At 30.7% G+C, this 15,123-nt stretch carries 19 protein-coding genes; 13 read left to right on the top strand and 6 right to left on the bottom strand.

Going from position 1 to position 15,123, the window contains the following annotated elements; all coding sequences use genetic code 11:
• Window positions 1-52: 52 nt before the first annotated feature.
• Both IEW41_RS09850 and IEW41_RS09845 read right to left on the bottom strand, forming a co-directional pair.
• Window positions 53-658, bottom strand: a complete 606-nt coding sequence (locus tag IEW41_RS09850; RefSeq protein WP_188606187.1) for a trimeric intracellular cation channel family protein — start codon at window positions 656-658, stop codon at window positions 53-55.
• Between the two features lie 28 nt (window positions 659-686).
• Entirely contained in the window at window positions 687-1,403 is a 717-nt protein-coding gene (locus IEW41_RS09845) for an RDD family protein (protein ID WP_188606186.1), read from the bottom strand.
• 24 nt (window positions 1,404-1,427) lie between these two features.
• On the opposite strand from IEW41_RS09845, the gene IEW41_RS09840 reads away from it, so the two are divergent.
• The 7 genes from IEW41_RS09840 (at window position 1,428) to IEW41_RS09810 (ending at window position 7,702) form a co-directional block, all read left to right on the top strand.
• Window positions 1,428-2,420 carry a stage II sporulation protein M gene (locus IEW41_RS09840; protein ID WP_188606185.1) on the top strand — a complete coding sequence of 331 codons (993 nt, stop codon included), beginning with the start codon at window positions 1,428-1,430 and terminating at the stop codon, window positions 2,418-2,420.
• Window positions 2,417-3,145, top strand: a complete 729-nt coding sequence (locus IEW41_RS09835) for a hypothetical protein (RefSeq protein WP_188606184.1) — start codon at window positions 2,417-2,419, stop codon at window positions 3,143-3,145. The genes IEW41_RS09840 and IEW41_RS09835 overlap by 4 nt, the downstream gene beginning before the upstream one ends.
• On the top strand, window positions 3,145-4,368 hold the full coding sequence (locus tag IEW41_RS09830; RefSeq protein ID WP_188606183.1) for a DUF4350 domain-containing protein: 1,224 nt from the start codon (window positions 3,145-3,147) through the stop codon (window positions 4,366-4,368). The genes IEW41_RS09835 and IEW41_RS09830 overlap by 1 nt, the downstream gene beginning before the upstream one ends.
• 2 nt (window positions 4,369-4,370) lie before the next feature.
• Window positions 4,371-5,426: an AAA family ATPase gene (locus tag IEW41_RS09825; protein WP_188606182.1), complete on the top strand. Its 1,056-nt coding sequence runs from the start codon at window positions 4,371-4,373 to the stop codon at window positions 5,424-5,426.
• A 23-nt stretch (window positions 5,427-5,449) separates the two neighbouring features.
• Window positions 5,450-5,809 (top strand): DUF805 domain-containing protein, encoded by a 360-nt coding sequence (locus IEW41_RS09820; RefSeq protein WP_188606181.1) that lies wholly within the window; start codon window positions 5,450-5,452, stop codon window positions 5,807-5,809.
• 5 nt (window positions 5,810-5,814) lie between these two features.
• Window positions 5,815-7,146, top strand: coding sequence for a DUF58 domain-containing protein (locus IEW41_RS09815; RefSeq protein ID WP_188606180.1), 1,332 nt, complete (start codon window positions 5,815-5,817; stop codon window positions 7,144-7,146).
• Between the two features lie 133 nt (window positions 7,147-7,279).
• Window positions 7,280-7,702 (top strand): DUF2141 domain-containing protein, encoded by a 423-nt coding sequence (locus tag IEW41_RS09810; protein WP_188606179.1) that lies wholly within the window; start codon window positions 7,280-7,282, stop codon window positions 7,700-7,702.
• Between the two features lie 79 nt (window positions 7,703-7,781).
• On the opposite strand, the gene IEW41_RS09805 is transcribed toward IEW41_RS09810, so the two are convergent.
• Entirely contained in the window at window positions 7,782-8,261 is a 480-nt protein-coding gene (locus IEW41_RS09805) for a Dps family protein (RefSeq protein ID WP_188606178.1), read from the bottom strand.
• Between the two features lie 106 nt (window positions 8,262-8,367).
• Between IEW41_RS09805 and IEW41_RS09800 the strand changes: the two genes are divergently transcribed.
• Complete coding sequence (locus IEW41_RS09800) at window positions 8,368-9,306, top strand: LysR substrate-binding domain-containing protein (RefSeq protein ID WP_188606177.1); 939 nt, start codon at window positions 8,368-8,370, stop codon at window positions 9,304-9,306.
• Window positions 9,307-9,355: 49 nt separating this feature from the next.
• Here IEW41_RS09800 and IEW41_RS09795 read toward each other — a convergent pair whose 3' ends face one another.
• The 3 genes from IEW41_RS09795 to IEW41_RS09785 form a co-directional block, all read right to left on the bottom strand.
• A complete protein-coding gene (locus IEW41_RS09795; protein ID WP_188606176.1) occupies window positions 9,356-9,553 on the bottom strand; it encodes a hypothetical protein in 198 nt (65 codons plus the stop codon).
• A 146-nt stretch (window positions 9,554-9,699) separates the two neighbouring features.
• The gene (locus IEW41_RS09790; RefSeq protein WP_188606175.1) at window positions 9,700-10,500 is read right to left on the bottom strand and encodes a TIGR00266 family protein; all 801 of its coding nucleotides are present in this window, start codon (window positions 10,498-10,500) and stop codon (window positions 9,700-9,702) included.
• A 66-nt stretch (window positions 10,501-10,566) separates the two neighbouring features.
• Complete coding sequence (locus IEW41_RS09785) at window positions 10,567-11,022, bottom strand: DUF4442 domain-containing protein (RefSeq protein WP_188606174.1); 456 nt, start codon at window positions 11,020-11,022, stop codon at window positions 10,567-10,569.
• A 144-nt stretch (window positions 11,023-11,166) separates the two neighbouring features.
• Here IEW41_RS09785 and IEW41_RS09780 point away from each other — a divergent pair, with 144 nt between their 5' ends.
• From IEW41_RS09780 to IEW41_RS09760, 5 genes are all read left to right on the top strand, one after another.
• Window positions 11,167-11,613 carry a DUF4870 domain-containing protein gene (locus IEW41_RS09780; protein WP_188606173.1) on the top strand — a complete coding sequence of 149 codons (447 nt, stop codon included), beginning with the start codon at window positions 11,167-11,169 and terminating at the stop codon, window positions 11,611-11,613.
• Between the two features lie 55 nt (window positions 11,614-11,668).
• A complete protein-coding gene (locus tag IEW41_RS09775) occupies window positions 11,669-12,013 on the top strand; it encodes a PadR family transcriptional regulator (protein ID WP_188606172.1) in 345 nt (114 codons plus the stop codon).
• The gene (locus tag IEW41_RS09770; protein WP_188606171.1) at window positions 12,006-13,778 is read left to right on the top strand and encodes a PspC domain-containing protein; all 1,773 of its coding nucleotides are present in this window, start codon (window positions 12,006-12,008) and stop codon (window positions 13,776-13,778) included. Before IEW41_RS09775 ends, IEW41_RS09770 begins: the two co-directional genes overlap by 8 nt.
• Window positions 13,779-13,866: 88 nt before the next feature.
• Window positions 13,867-14,367, top strand: a complete 501-nt coding sequence (locus IEW41_RS09765) for a DUF4440 domain-containing protein (protein ID WP_229660207.1) — start codon at window positions 13,867-13,869, stop codon at window positions 14,365-14,367.
• Window positions 14,368-14,395: 28 nt separating this feature from the next.
• The gene (locus tag IEW41_RS09760) at window positions 14,396-15,118 is read left to right on the top strand and encodes a head GIN domain-containing protein (protein WP_188606170.1); all 723 of its coding nucleotides are present in this window, start codon (window positions 14,396-14,398) and stop codon (window positions 15,116-15,118) included.
• Window positions 15,119-15,123 lie beyond the last annotated feature (5 nt).

The following is a 15,123-nucleotide window of genomic DNA, read 5'->3' as shown; positions in this document are numbered from 1 at the left end:
TCAAAATTATATATAATAAAAAGGCATTAGATAACTAATGCCTTTTTTTGTTTTAATCTTTATATAAACTTGGTAAGCTAATTTTAAATTTTACTGCAATTAATCTAATAGTTATAACAACAGCTCCAGCTATTATAAATACAATATTATTGTCTATTGGTAATTGTCTTAACACAAAATAACTAATACCTCCTGCGATACATGCTGTGGCATAAATTTCTTTTCTGAAAATAACAGGTATTTCATTACATAAAATATCTCTAATAACACCTCCAAAGCAGGCTGTCATTGTTCCTAATGCTATACAAATAATAGGATGTAATCCAATATTTAATCCTTTTTCTACACCTACTACAGTATACAAACCAATTCCGATAGTATCAAAAAGGAATAATGAAATTCTTAAATAATTAATACGCTTTCTAAAAGCAATTGTAAATACTGTAGCTCCAAAAATAACATACACATAGGTCATATTTGTCATCCACGATACAGGAGTTTGCCCAATAAGAATATCTCTAAGTGTTCCTCCTCCTACTGAAGTTACAAATGCTATGATGAGCAGCCCAAAGGCATCCATTTTTTTATTCATAGCAACAGAAACTCCTGAAATAGCAAAAGCGATTGTTCCTAGTATGTCGATAACTTGAAAAAACATATTTTTTTAATTATTCCGTATAAACTATTTACATATTTTGTGTGTAATAGTTGTAATCTTTTAAAATAGTATCTATAAACTGCATATCGTTACCATCTTTGTTTTTCACACCAATAACTTCAACAATTTTAGTTCTTAATTTTATAAGTGTTTGGTAATCGTTTGCCGCTTTGGCATTAGCAAAAGTTTCTTTTATAATTCTGGCATCATTGTCAGACAGCTTTATAACTGTTGGATAAGTTGGCTGATAATCGTCTCTTAAATTTTCTAAAATAGTATGACTGATATTCACTTTGTCTTTAAGCAAAATTACAGCTGTGCCAGCAGCCATATCACCTAATCGCTGAGAGCGCTTATTAAAAAGAATAACAAAAAACCCGAGTCCGAAAATGTATATATCTACAATTCTAAAAAACCATCGCACAACATAATCAGATAATGATGCCTGGTAACCATCAATCTTTACCACTTTAATTTTTAAGGCTTTTTTTCCTAAGGTCTGCCCTTCTAAAATTGATTCTAACACTAGCGTATAAAACACAACAGGCAAACTTAATAATGTATTTAGGCCAATTTGCGACCACTGATCCATATCTTCAAAAGCACCAAAACCATAACTTAAGACTATTAAGTAGCCTATCTTAATAGCGCCATCAATAATAAAAGCTAATAAACGCTCACCCACACCAGCAGCAGTAAAATTTATTTTTACATTTTGGGTGGTGTTAATTTGTAACTCTGACATTTTCTTTTTTAATTTATCAACTATATGAGAGAAGTCGCATTTATTAAGCAAAATAAAGAAAAATGGCTAAGTTTTGAAACTGCTATTTTCAACAACGATTTTAAAGATCCTGATGAATTGGCATCTCAATATATCCATTTAATTAACGACTTATCTTACGCGCAAACTTACTACCCCAAAAGTAAAGTAATTACTTATTTAAATCAATTAGCTGCAAAAGCTTTTCAAAAAATTTATAAAACCAAGCGAGAAGACACTAACAGAATTGTAGAATTCTGGAAAACAGAAGTCCCTCTTATTGTTTACGAGTACCGAAAATATATTTATTTAGCGTTTGCAATTTTTACTTTGTTTACTGCAATTGGAGCTATTTCAGCAGCTAACGATGGTGAGTTTGTTCGTTCTATTTTAGGTGACCAATATGTTGATATGACTTTAGAAAATATTGAGAACGGAAATCCTGTTGCAGTTTATAAAAGCGGAAGCAATTGGGGAAGTTTTATTGGTATTACCATAAATAATCTTCGCGTTGGTATAATTTCGTTTGTTTTAGGAGTTTTTGGCGGACTTGGTACTGTTTGGGTTTTGTTTAAAAACTGCATTATGCTGGGCTCTTTTCAGTATTTCTTTTACGAAAAAGAAGTGTTTTGGGAAAGCGTAAGAGGTATTTGGATACATGGCTCTATGGAAATATTTGCTATTGTGATAGAAGCTGGAGCAGGTTTAATTTTAGGCGCAAGTATATTGTTTCCTGGTACACATTCTAGGTTTACTTCGTTTAAACAAGGTGCAAAAACAGGAGTTAAAATTTTAATTAGCACCTTCCCTTTTACGTTTTTTGCGGGTTTTTTAGAAGGCTTTATTACAAGATACTCACAAGAAATGCCTAAATTCCTTTCTGTCGGAATTATATTAATTACATTAGGAGCAATTAGTTACTATTATCTAATTTATCCTTTTTTGGTTCGTAAAAGAATTCAGAATCAGATGTTAACATTTAGCCCTGTTTTAGCTTGAGACATATTCTACTCTCTTTTTTATTAGTGTTTATTGTTGAGACAAATTACAATAGGTCTTTTGCTACATCTATTGCTCAAGAACCTCAAACAGAACGAGCATTTGATAAAGATTTTAAAGACAAATATTCTGGAAGCAAGTATAACTACGAAGGCAAAAAAGTAGTGAATTCTTCTGGAGAAGGTAATGGCTCTGCTTCTGGATCTGAATATAAAGAAGACTCTCCTTATATTAAAGAAGATAACAACTCAAGCAATATATCAGTTGGATTTAATCCTATAAACACTTTGTTTATAATCATTCTTATATTGGCTGTAGTTTATTTGGCATATACTTTATTAAATGATGGCAGCAGTGGATTATTTAACTCTAGAAGTCATAAAAAACTAAACAAATATGGAGAAATCACTGCCGAGAATATTGAAAATGCTGATATAGCGTCATTAATTAATGATGCTGAAAACCAAAACGATTACAGACTAGCGATTAGATACTATTATTTATTAGTACTAAAAACATTAGCAGTTAAAAACTATATAAAATTTGAAGATGACAAAACAAATGCCGATTATTTAAATGAAATAGAATCGCAAAAATTCAGCAAAGGATTTGCTTACACTTCATACTTGTATAATTACATATGGTATGGTGAGTTTCCTTTAAATACTGAGCAATACAGTACTGCAAAGAGCAATTTTCAGAACTTTTTAAATCAGGTTAAGTAATGAAAAAAGGACTCATAATCATATTTGTTATTATAGCAGCCATAATTGGTTTGTCGTATGTTATTGGTATAAGGACTACTAAAATTGTAGATTGGGAAGAGTCGTACAACGAAAAAAGCAATAAGCCTTATGGTGTTAGCGTGCTTTATAAAGAGTTACCAAAGCTTTTTAAAGACCAAAAATTTAAAACCGTTTATCATACACCTTCAAATTATTTATATGCTAATTCTGAAGATAGTTATGGTGATCATATTGCAGAAGGTGTTTATATGATTATCGGAAATTCTGATTATTTAGAAGATGATGATATTGATGAGTTATTATTATTTGTAGAACGAGGTAACACACTATTTCTTTCAGATTATTATCCGCCTAATAAGTTATTAGACACACTTAATATTGAGGTTGATTATGTTGAATACGAGAAGCAGACAAGTAAAGACAGTATTTCTAAACTATCTTTTAAAGCTAGAAAACTTCAAGATAAAAACAGTGAAATTGATAAGAATATAGAAGACTACTACTTTTCAAAATTTGAAGGCGAAAATTACACATCACTCGGTTATGCAAAAAATGATACTAGCCTAATCAATTTTATTGAAATTCCTTATGAGAGTGGCACAATTTATCTTCATTTACAACCTCGTATATTCACAAATTACAACATATTAAAAGGCGATAGATTTAAATATGTTGAAGGCGTCTTATCATATTTACCAAACAAAACATTGTATTTTGATTCATACACTAAATATTATGACACCTACTATGGCGATGTTGAAGAAAAATCTGATTTAAGTTGGTTTATGCAACAAGTATCATTTAAATGGGCTTGGTATTTGGCTTTAATACTAACCTTATTATTTATAATTTTTAATGCCAAACGTAAACAGCGTATTATAGAAATAATAAAACCTTTAGAGAATACAACTGTTGCGTTTGTTAAAACCATTTCAAATCTATACTTTGAAACCCAAGACCATCGTAATCTTATAGAGAAGAAAATTACTTACTTTTTAGAAAAGATAAGAAGAGATTATAATATAGATACATCTGTTTTAAATGATGAATTTATTGATCGTCTTTCATCAAAATCAGGAAAGAAAAAAGAGACTATAAAAAAGCTAATTAATTATATTAACTGGCTAAGAACCAAAAACGAGTTTTTTGAAGACAATCTTTTAAAACTCAATAAACATATTGAAGAATTTTATTCTAAATAATTATGGAAGAACATAACAACGACTCATCACAGCAAAACACACCTCAACCAGAGTCAAAACCTGCGATTGAGCAATCTGAAACTAACGATTTGCAGTTTACAAATCGCTTAGATTTATCAGAGCTACAACATAATGTACATAACATTAAGCGCGAAATAGGCAAAGTAATTGTAGGTCAAAAAGACATGGTCGATATGCTAATTGCCTCTCTTCTAGCAAAAGGACACTCGTTAATTGAAGGCGTTCCTGGAGTTGCAAAAACCATTACAGCAAAACTATTGGCAAAATCGTTAAGCGTTGGGTTTAGTAGAATACAGTTTACACCAGATTTAATGCCTAGTGATATTTTGGGTACTTCTGTATTTAATTTAAAGTCAACCGAATTCGAATTTAAAAAAGGACCTATTTTCTCTAATATGATTCTTATTGATGAGATTAACAGAGCTCCTGCAAAAACTCAAGCAGCTTTATTTGAAGTAATGGAAGAGCAACAAATAACAATAGATGGTCATCGATATAAATTAGATACGCCTTTTATGGTATTGGCAACGCAAAATCCAATTGAGCAAGAAGGAACTTATCGTTTACCAGAAGCTCAATTAGATCGCTTTTTGTTTAAAATAGATGTTGATTATCCAGACTTAACAGATGAGATAGAAATTTTAACTCGAGAGCATAACTTAAAAGATAAAATTAAGACCGATGCTATTACCTCTTTTTTAACAGCTGAACAAATAGCGAAATACCAAAGCCTTGTTACTCAAGTATTGGTTGAAGAACATTTGTTAAAATATATTGCAGATTTAATAGTAGCAACACGTAGTAATCAATTTTTATATTTGGGTGCTTCACCAAGAGCATCTATAGCAATACTTAAAGCAAGTAAAGCCTTTGCTGCCATGAGTGGTCGCGACTTTGTGACTCCAGAAGACATCAAACGTGCTGCAATACCAGTATTACACCATAGGGTTATTGTAACACCAGAACGCGAAATGGAAGGCATTACAAGCAAAGATGTTATTAAACAAATTATTGAAACCGTAGAAATACCTAGATAATTACTAACCAAATTTTTCAACCTATGTTTAAAAACCCATTTTCATTTAAAGGCCGAATTAGAAGAACTGAGTATGGTTTAAGTTACTTAATGTATATTGCTGGCTACTTCATGTCTGCTATGATAATTGTACCTTTTGAAGAAATAGGAGTCGTCGTATTTTTTATCTTATTCATTGTTTTATTTTGGTTTTTATTGGCTCAAGGAGCAAAACGTTGTCACGACAGAGGTAATAGTGGAATCTTTCAAATTATTCCCTTTTACGGATTATGGATGTTATTTGCCGATAGTGATCCAGGACCAAACCAATATGGACCAAACCCTAAAGGACTTGGCAATAATGACGAAATAAATCAAATCGGAAAACCTGAAGATAGCATTTAATGAAAATGAAATTCTTTAAACCCTTTTATATACAGCCACGCTTTTTTTATTGCGGAATTGCTATTGTAGTACTTTTTATATGTAGCTACTTTTTGCCAATTCTTTTCAATGTGGCACAGCTATCTATACTAGTGGTTTTAACATTTTTCTTTTTAGACTTTCTAATTGTTTTTATTGGTAAAAACCGAATTGAAGCTCAAAGAATTCTTCCTGATAAATTTTCAAATGGAGATGATAATACAGTTCAAATTAACATAACAAACAACTATCCTTTTATAACTCATTGCACAATTATTGATGAAATTCCTGTGCAATTTCAAGTGAGAGATTTTGAGCTCAACTTAAAATTATCACCACGAAAAACAAAGTCAATTACTTACAATTTAAAACCCACACAAAGAGGAGAATATCACTTTGGAAGTTTAAATATCTATGCGTCTTCTGTTTTAGGTTTAGTTGCCAAACGCTTTACGCTAGAGAGTAATGCAATGGTACCAACTTACCCTAGCTTTAAACAATTGCGAAAGTTCGAATTGCTAAATATTAATAATACATTACAAGATTATGGTATAAAAAAAATACGACGTATTGGTCATACTATGGAATTTGAGCAAATTAAAGATTATGTATTAGGTGACGATTTAAGAACCATTAACTGGAAAGCAACTGCAAAGAAAAACAGCTTGATGGTAAATCAGTTTCAAGATGAAAAATCGCAACCCATCTACTCCATCATTGATAAAGGTCGTGTAATGAAAATGCCTTTTGATGGTTTAAGCCTTTTAGATTATGCTATTAATGCTACACTTGTAATGAGTAGTATCGCTCTAAAAAAGCATGATAAAGCAGGTATGATGTCTTTCTCAAAAAAAGTTGAAAATGTAGTTGTTGCTCAACGTCGCACCTCGCAAATGAGAATGATTTTAGAATCGCTTTATAATGTAAAAACCGATTATTTTGAAAGCGACTTTAGTAGATTATATGCCAATATTAAAAGACACATAACACACAGAAGCCTTATTTTGTTATACACCAATTTTGAAACCATGGATGGTTTAAACAGGCAATTACCTTACTTAAAAGCCATTGCTAAAAGCCACTTAATTGTTGTCATTTTCTTTAAAAACACTGAGCTTAATACTGTTATTAATGATAAGGCAGAAACTATTCAGCAAGTGTATGATAAAGTTATTGCCGAAAAATTTGCCTTCGAAAAGCGACTTATTGTCAACGAACTCAAAAACTATGGCATCTACTCTATCCTTACTACTCCAGAAAATTTAACTATTGATACAATTAATAAGTATTTAGAAATAAAATCTAGAGGCCTTTTATAATCTTCAATTTTTATTACTTCTACTCTTTAATAACAACTCATCCAAATAATTCAACAATTCAGTATTTCAAATTGTGAGACTTTATCGCATTGATTGATATTTGATTCATCATTAACCAATAAAATCAATTAATATGAAAACTCTAATATCAATTATCGCAATTACATTATCTTCAATTTTTGGTTATAGCCAAAATGAAGAAGGCTATACAATTACTGTTACAATTGACAATTTTATGAGTGAAAATGGACATGCTCTATTAAGCCTACATACAAAAGACACCTTTATGAAAGGTGATGGATTAATAGATATGAAAAGTGAAATAAAAAACGGTAAAACAACAGTTACTTTTACAAATGTAAAACCAGGAGTTTATGCAATTTTAGCTTTGCACGATGCTAATGACAATGGTCACATGGATTATGAAGAAAATGGAATGCCAATAGAAGTATATGGCATAAGTAGTAATCCTTCAAGCTTTGGACCACCACAATTTAATACTGCAAAATTTGAAGTTTCAAACAATGATATTGAACTAACAATTAAATTAAGATAACAAACTATTTAAAACCACAAAGAGGACTTAAGTTTAAGTCCTCTTTGTGGTTTTTTATGTGTTAAATTGATTTAAAATATTATACTATTTCGCCTAACCAAGCTTTCATCATCCAAACTGTTTTTTCTTGTTCAGTAATAAAGTCGCTCATCATTGAATTGGTACCTTCATCATTTGCTTCTCCAGACTTATTTAAAATTTTTCGCTCAATAGTTAGCAATTGCGTTAAAGAATCTACAATTAATCTAACCGCTTTTTCATCAATCGAAATATTTTTCCCAACAGGCACTTTTGCCAATTTTGTATAATCGTCAAATGTATGTAATGGTGTGTCTCCTAATGTTAATATACGTTCTGCAATCAAATCAACTTTCATATTTGCATCAGTATATAACTCTTCAAACTTAACATGAAGATCAAAAAATCGTTTCCCTTTAATATTCCAGTGTATGCCTCTTAAATTCTGATAATATATCTGAAAATTAGCCAACAAATCATTTAAATCATTAGCTAAATCTTTAGTCTTTTTAGTATCTAAACCTATGCTATTTAATGTCATAATATTTACTATTTTTTTATTCAATACAAATTTAAGGTATAATTAACACGCTCTACTATAGTTTTTATTAATCCTTTTTATAATTTTATAGTTTAAATGAATAACGATGACGATAACACAATTACACTACGTTCTGGCGATAGCTGAACATAAAAATTTTACAAAAGCAGCAGAAAAATGCTTTGTTACACAACCAACTTTAAGCACTCAAATACAAAAACTAGAAGAAGAACTCGATATCATAATTTTTGACAGAGGTAAAAAACCTATTGAATTAACAGATGTAGGACGCAAAATTGTACACCAAGCTAGAAATATAGTAAACGAGTCTGATAGAATACAAGATATTGTAGACCAACAAAAGGGATTTATTGGAGGAGAATTTAGACTAGGTATAATACCTACAGTAATGCCAACTCTTTTACCAATGTTTTTAAAAGCATTTATAAAGAAATACCCAAAAGTGAAGTTGAAAATTGAAGAGTTAACCACCGAAGAAATTATATTCAGAATTAATGAAGGTCATTTAGATGCTGCAATTGCTGCTACACCATTAGAGAATGATAATATTAAAGAACGTGTATTGTATTATGAGCCTTTTGTAGGTTACATACCTGAAACTCACAGATTAGCTGATAAGAAAAAGATTAATGTTTCTGATTTAGAAATTGACGATATGCTATTATTAGAAGATGGTCATTGCTTTAGAGATGGTGTAATTAATTTATGTAAAGCTTTTAAAGACCACAATGATGATAATTTTCAGTTAGAAAGTGGAAGTATTGAAACACTATTAAAACTATCTAACGAAGGCTTAGGCATGACCTTACTGCCTTATTTACATACACTAGAACTAAATGATAAAATGAAAGCTAACCTGCATCATTTTGTTGAGCCATCTCCTGCAAGAGAAGTTAGTGTTATTTATCATAAAAGCGAACTTAAAATGCAAATAGTTGATGCGTTACACAATGTTATTTCAGGTATTATAAGAGGAGCAATAGCATTTCATAATGTTGAAATTATTAGCCCATTACCTAAATAAGTTAAAACTATATAAACTAAAAAGACCTCCAAATTGGAGGTCTTTTTTTTTATGGTTTTAAATAGATTAAACATTGATTTAATTCTGGGTTCTGTTGAATTAAAGATTTTATAAATACCTTTAATTCTTCAATTTCATAAGGTAATAACCTCTGAATTGCTTTTTGAACTTCTCTACAGAACAAGTTAGCGTCAAAACTAACTTTATTAAGCACAGTTTTAGTGTACTCAAACATTGCTCTTGCCATAGTTTCTTTTAGGTTTAGGTTTAGATAGGTAGCTTTGTAATAATAGGCGGTTTCTTTTTAAATTATAATTAAATATACTAAAAAAAAGAATACACTCATTTTTGTAATGAAAACTTTAACAGAAAAATACCATTCATAAAATGGTATTAAAACCTATTATCACCATCCAAAATATTACCTAATCCACCAAGAATACTACCTTCTCCTTTATCTTTTCCTCCTCCTTGTGGTGCACTTGCCAAGACACGACCAGCTAATCTGCTAAAAGGCAATGATTGAATATAAACTGTACCTGGACCTTGAAGTTTTGCATAAAACAAACCTTCGCCACCAAATATGGTGTTTTTTATACCTCCTATAAACTCTATATCATAGTCTATATCTTGAGTAAAACCAATAATACAACCAGTATCTACTCTTAATATCTCACCAGATTTAAGTTCTTTTTTTGCTGTGGTTCCTCCTGCATGTACAAAAGCCATTCCGTCGCCTTCAAGCTTTTGCATTATAAAACCTTCACCACCAAAAAGTCCACGTCCTAAACGTTTAGAAAACTCAATACCAACACTAACGCCTTTAGCTGCGCAAAGAAATGCATCTTTTTGACAAATGAATTTACCTCTAAATTCGGTTAAATCTATTGGTATAATTTTTCCTGGATAAGGTGACGCAAAAGAAACATTTTTCTTGCCTGGAACTGTATTATAAAATGCTGTCATAAACAAGTTTTCACCTGTAAGAATACGTTTTCCAGCTCCTAAAATAGAGCCTAAAAAACCCTTATTCTTTTCAGAGCCATCACCAAAAATAGTTTCCATTTTTATACCATCATCCATCATCATAAAACTTCCTGCTTCTGCAATAACACCTTCTTGAGGGTCGAGTTCAATTTCTACGTATTGCATTTCTTCTCCATAGATTCTGTAGTCAATTTCGTGTGCTGTCATGATTTTTTGTTTTTTTAATTGATTCAAGTATATGTTGATTCAGTTTCAGTTTTGTTACAAATACAATTAGCTTTTTACTTTAATGCTCCATTCAAAATTAAAAGTTGACACCTCAACACCATCAGTATTTGTTCCAACAGATGTCATCCAAATAGTTTGCCCTTCATCAGTTTCAATTGCTTTAGCAATTGCATTATCTATTAAATGTCCATCGTTACATTTAAAAGTAATTCTGCCTGTTGCCTTTTTTGTAAATGTTGCATTGTTATTAGACACAAGCATTGATATATTTTTACCACTTTCTCTAATTTTCATTAGTACTAAAGCTCCTGTTGTAAGCTCTGCAGCCATGCCTTGTACAGCCCAAAACATAGATTTAAATGGATTTTGATTTATCCATCTGTGCTTTACAGAAACTGTACATGATACATCATCAATTGTTTTTACTCTTACTCCTGTAAAAAAAACTGATGGTAGCTTAAACAGATTGAAAGTATTTATTTTACTAGGTGTTAACTTCATTTGTTAGTTTATTTTTCTCAAAATTATCGAAAATAATTCACATTACAATTTGTTAAAATTATGTTAAATTATACTACTATGTTTTGCATAATACCTTTTTTTAGATATATATTTGCATAAGAAACTATTATATGCTTTTACATCATGTTAGATAATCACCAAAAAAATATCGCAACGTTTATACATTTATCAACCTTTTCGAGGTTTATAATTCCGTTTGGAAATTTTATAGGTCCATTAATTCTTTGGATTGCTAATAAAGAAAAATCACCTTTTGTTGATGGTCATGGTAAACAAGCTATTAACTTTCAAATAAGCATTTTGCTTTATGCTGTAATAATTGGAACACTAACGATACCGTTTTTTATATTCAATATTTTTAATGGTATTGATTTTTTAGACTTTAATGGGTTTGATAATTTCAGTATTAATATAGACAAACCTTCTCCTCTACTTTATATTGGAGGTGGACTTGGCTTTTTGGCTATAGTAGGTTTTATTTTAGAACTCTTATTTATAGTTAAAGCAAGTTTAAAAGCTAGAGATGGAGAAGAATACAAATATCCATTAACAATAAATTTCATCAAATAATCATCATCAATCAATCAAAAAATGAACAGTTTAAAAAATTAAAACGAATGACACTATGAAGATAGAAAACACAAAAGCACAAATGCGAAAAGGTGTATTAGAATACTGCATACTTTCGGTCTTAAAAGACGAAGACGCTTATGTTGCAGAAATTTTAGACACACTTAAAGACGCAAAACTGCTCGTGGTAGAAGGCACAATTTACCCTTTACTTACAAGGCTTAAAAATGCAGGTCTTCTTAATTACAGATGGGAAGAGTCTACATCAGGACCTCCTAGAAAATATTATGGATTAACCGAAACAGGAAAATTATTCCTTAACGAGTTAAATACCACTTGGAGCGAATTACAAAACGCAGTAAATTTAGTAACCAGACAAAAAAAATCAAAAAATGAATAAGACAGTCAATATAAATTTAGCAGGTATATTTTTTCATATCGATGAAGATGCATACTTAAAACTTCAACGTTACCTTGAGGCTATAAAACGTTCTTTTACAGATTCTCAAGGTCGTTCTGAAATCATATCAGATATTGAAGCTCGTATTGCCGAATTATTTAGTGAGCGTGTAAAACATGACAAACAAGTAATTGGCAATAAAGAAGTTGACGAGGTTATCACCATTATGGGACAACCAGAAGACTATCTTGTTGACGACGAAATATTTGAAGACGAACCTAGAAAACAAACATCTAGCAACAGCAATTCTAAAAAGCTATTTAGAGATACTGACAACTCATATATTGGTGGTGTAGCCTCTGGACTTGGCCATTATTTAGGCATCGATGCCGTTTGGGTACGTTTACTTTGGATAATATTTGCCTTCGGATCTGGTGGAACTTTTATTCTGATTTACATTTTGTTCTGGGTTTTAGTTCCAGAAGCTAAAACAACTTCAGAAAAGCTAACCATGACTGGAGAGCCAGTAAACATTAGCAACATTGAAAAAAAAATCAAAGACGGATTTGAAAATGTATCTCAAACCGTAAGTGATACAGTAAAAAACATTGATTTACCAAAACAAGGCAATCGCATAAAATCATCCTCAAAATCATTTTTTGATTCTATTGGTGATATTATAATGTTTTTCTTAAAAGTGTTTGCCAAATTTATAGGTATTCTATTAATGATTGTAGGTGCTTCTGTGCTTATAGGATTAATTGTAGCTATGTTTTCAGTTGGTGTAGCAGATGTGATTCATATTCCTGGATTTGACCTTATAGATTCAGCAAATGCAGCTAATGTGCCAATTTGGTTAATATCATTATTATCGCTTTTTGCTGTTGGTATTCCTTTCTTTTTCTTGTTCTATTTAGGGCTGAAAATTCTAGTAAACAACTTAAAATCTATAGGCAACATTGCTAAATTCTCACTCTTTGGTTTATGGTTAATGGCAATTATTGGATTAATCGTTATTGGTGCAAGACAAGCCAGTGAGTATAATTATGACGCTAGCACAATTACAAAAGAACAATTAAACATAACAGCCAATGACACCTTACATTTAAGTATGCTAGAAAATGCAACTTATAGTAAACATTTTGGAAGACACAGAGAGGTTTTTAAAACAGTTTACGATGAAAATGACAACAAACTTATTTATACATCTGATATTAGATTAATTGTAAGATCAACAAAAGACTCTGTAGCATCAATAAATATTGAGAAAAATGCTCATGGCAAAAACTATCAAGAAGCAAAAAAGAGAGCGTTAGATATAAACTATAACTATACCTTAAATGGTAAGTCGTTACTAATAGATTCATACCTAACTACACCTCATAGTAATAAGTTTAGAGCACAACAGGTTGAAGTTACACTATACTTACCTGAAGGCACAGTTTTATATGCTGATGAGAACACATATTCATTTCATAGTAATACTGAACATTATAATGACATATTAGACAATGGTATGGAAGAACATTATCTTAAAATATTAAATAACGAAATTATTTGCCTGGATTGTGATGACGATGATTTTAAAATGAACATTAATATTAATGATGATGGTTCAGAGTTTAAATTAGACGAAAACGGATTGCGAATTAAAAGTGATAGCACATCAGTTGAGATTAATAATAAAGGCGTAAAATCTAATAGCGAAAGTGTGCGAATTAACATCGATAAAAACGGAATTGAAATCACATCAGACGACAATTAACAATTCATCATTAAAAATCAACAGTTCAGATATTTATGTTACTCATCAATAACATTTTAATAGATATTTGAATCAGAAATCAATCAAAATGAAAAAGGATACATTTTTAATCGCTATAACAATGGTGTTTTTCTTGGGAATAATCAACCCAATTAAAGCCCAAGTCTCAGAAGACTCTGAGTTGTTTATTGCTTTAAAAACTAACGACAGCTTACTTTTTAATGTTGGCTTTAACGAATGTGAGTTAAATGAATTTAAAAATTTAATTACAGATGATTTGGAGTTTTATCATGACAAAAATGGAATACTTAAATCAAAAGTAGAATTCATTAGTGTGATGGCCAATGGTATTTGCCATAAAGACAATCTATATAAAGCAAGACGAGAATTAGTAAAAGGGAGCTTAAAAGTGTATCCTCTTTATGAAAACGGTAAAATTTATGGAGCAATCCAAAATGGCGAACATCAATTTTATGAAACCTTTCAAGGAAATGAAAAAGCTGGCAGTGTTGCAAAGTTTTCACATTTATGGATTTTAGAAAACAATCAATGGAAAATTAAACGAATCTTAAGTTTCGACCATCAATAAAAAATTAATCAATCAAAAAACGAATATTATGACAACACTAACAAAAATAATAGTTACAAGCATATTAAGTATGCTAATGTTTTCCTGTAACTTTAATATTGGAACAGGAGTAAGTGGAAATGGCATTGTAAAATCTACCGAAAGAACTCTTGAAGGCGATTTTAATACTATAGAAGTAAGTCGTGGGCTTGATGTATATATTACTCAAAGTGACTCTGAAAGCTTAAAAGTACAAGCTGATGAAAACTTACACGATATAATTAAAACCATAGTTGAAAACAACACACTAAAAATATATGCAGATGAAAACATCAGTTACGCTGCATCTAAAAAGGTTTTTGTGAGCTTTAACTCAATTTCAAAACTATCAGCATCTAGTGGAAGCGATATGTTTTCAACAAACACAATTACAGTAAATGATTTAGAGCTTTCAACAGAAAGCGGCAGTGATATGACTTTAGATATAAACGTACAATCTTTACGTTGCGACAGCAGCAGTGGAAGTGACTTAAAAATAACAGGAAAAACAGAATCATTTTATGCAAATGCATCAAGTGGTAGTGATATAAAAGCTGGAGATTTAGTTTCAACAATAGCAGAAGCAAAAGCATCTAGCGGAAGTGACATCACATTAAATACAACTAAAGAACTAACTGCAAATGCCTCAAGTGGTGGAGATATAAAATACTATGGAAATCCAGAAAAAGTAAATAAATCTGATAATGTTTCTGGTAGTGTAAACAAGCAATAAAACTA

It is taken from the genome of Aquaticitalea lipolytica, from assembly GCF_014641635.1.
GTDB lineage: Bacteria > Bacteroidota > Bacteroidia > Flavobacteriales > Flavobacteriaceae > Aquaticitalea > Aquaticitalea lipolytica.
Note: the sequence above shows the minus strand (reverse complement) of the source record. Positions and strands in the feature narration are given on the sequence as shown.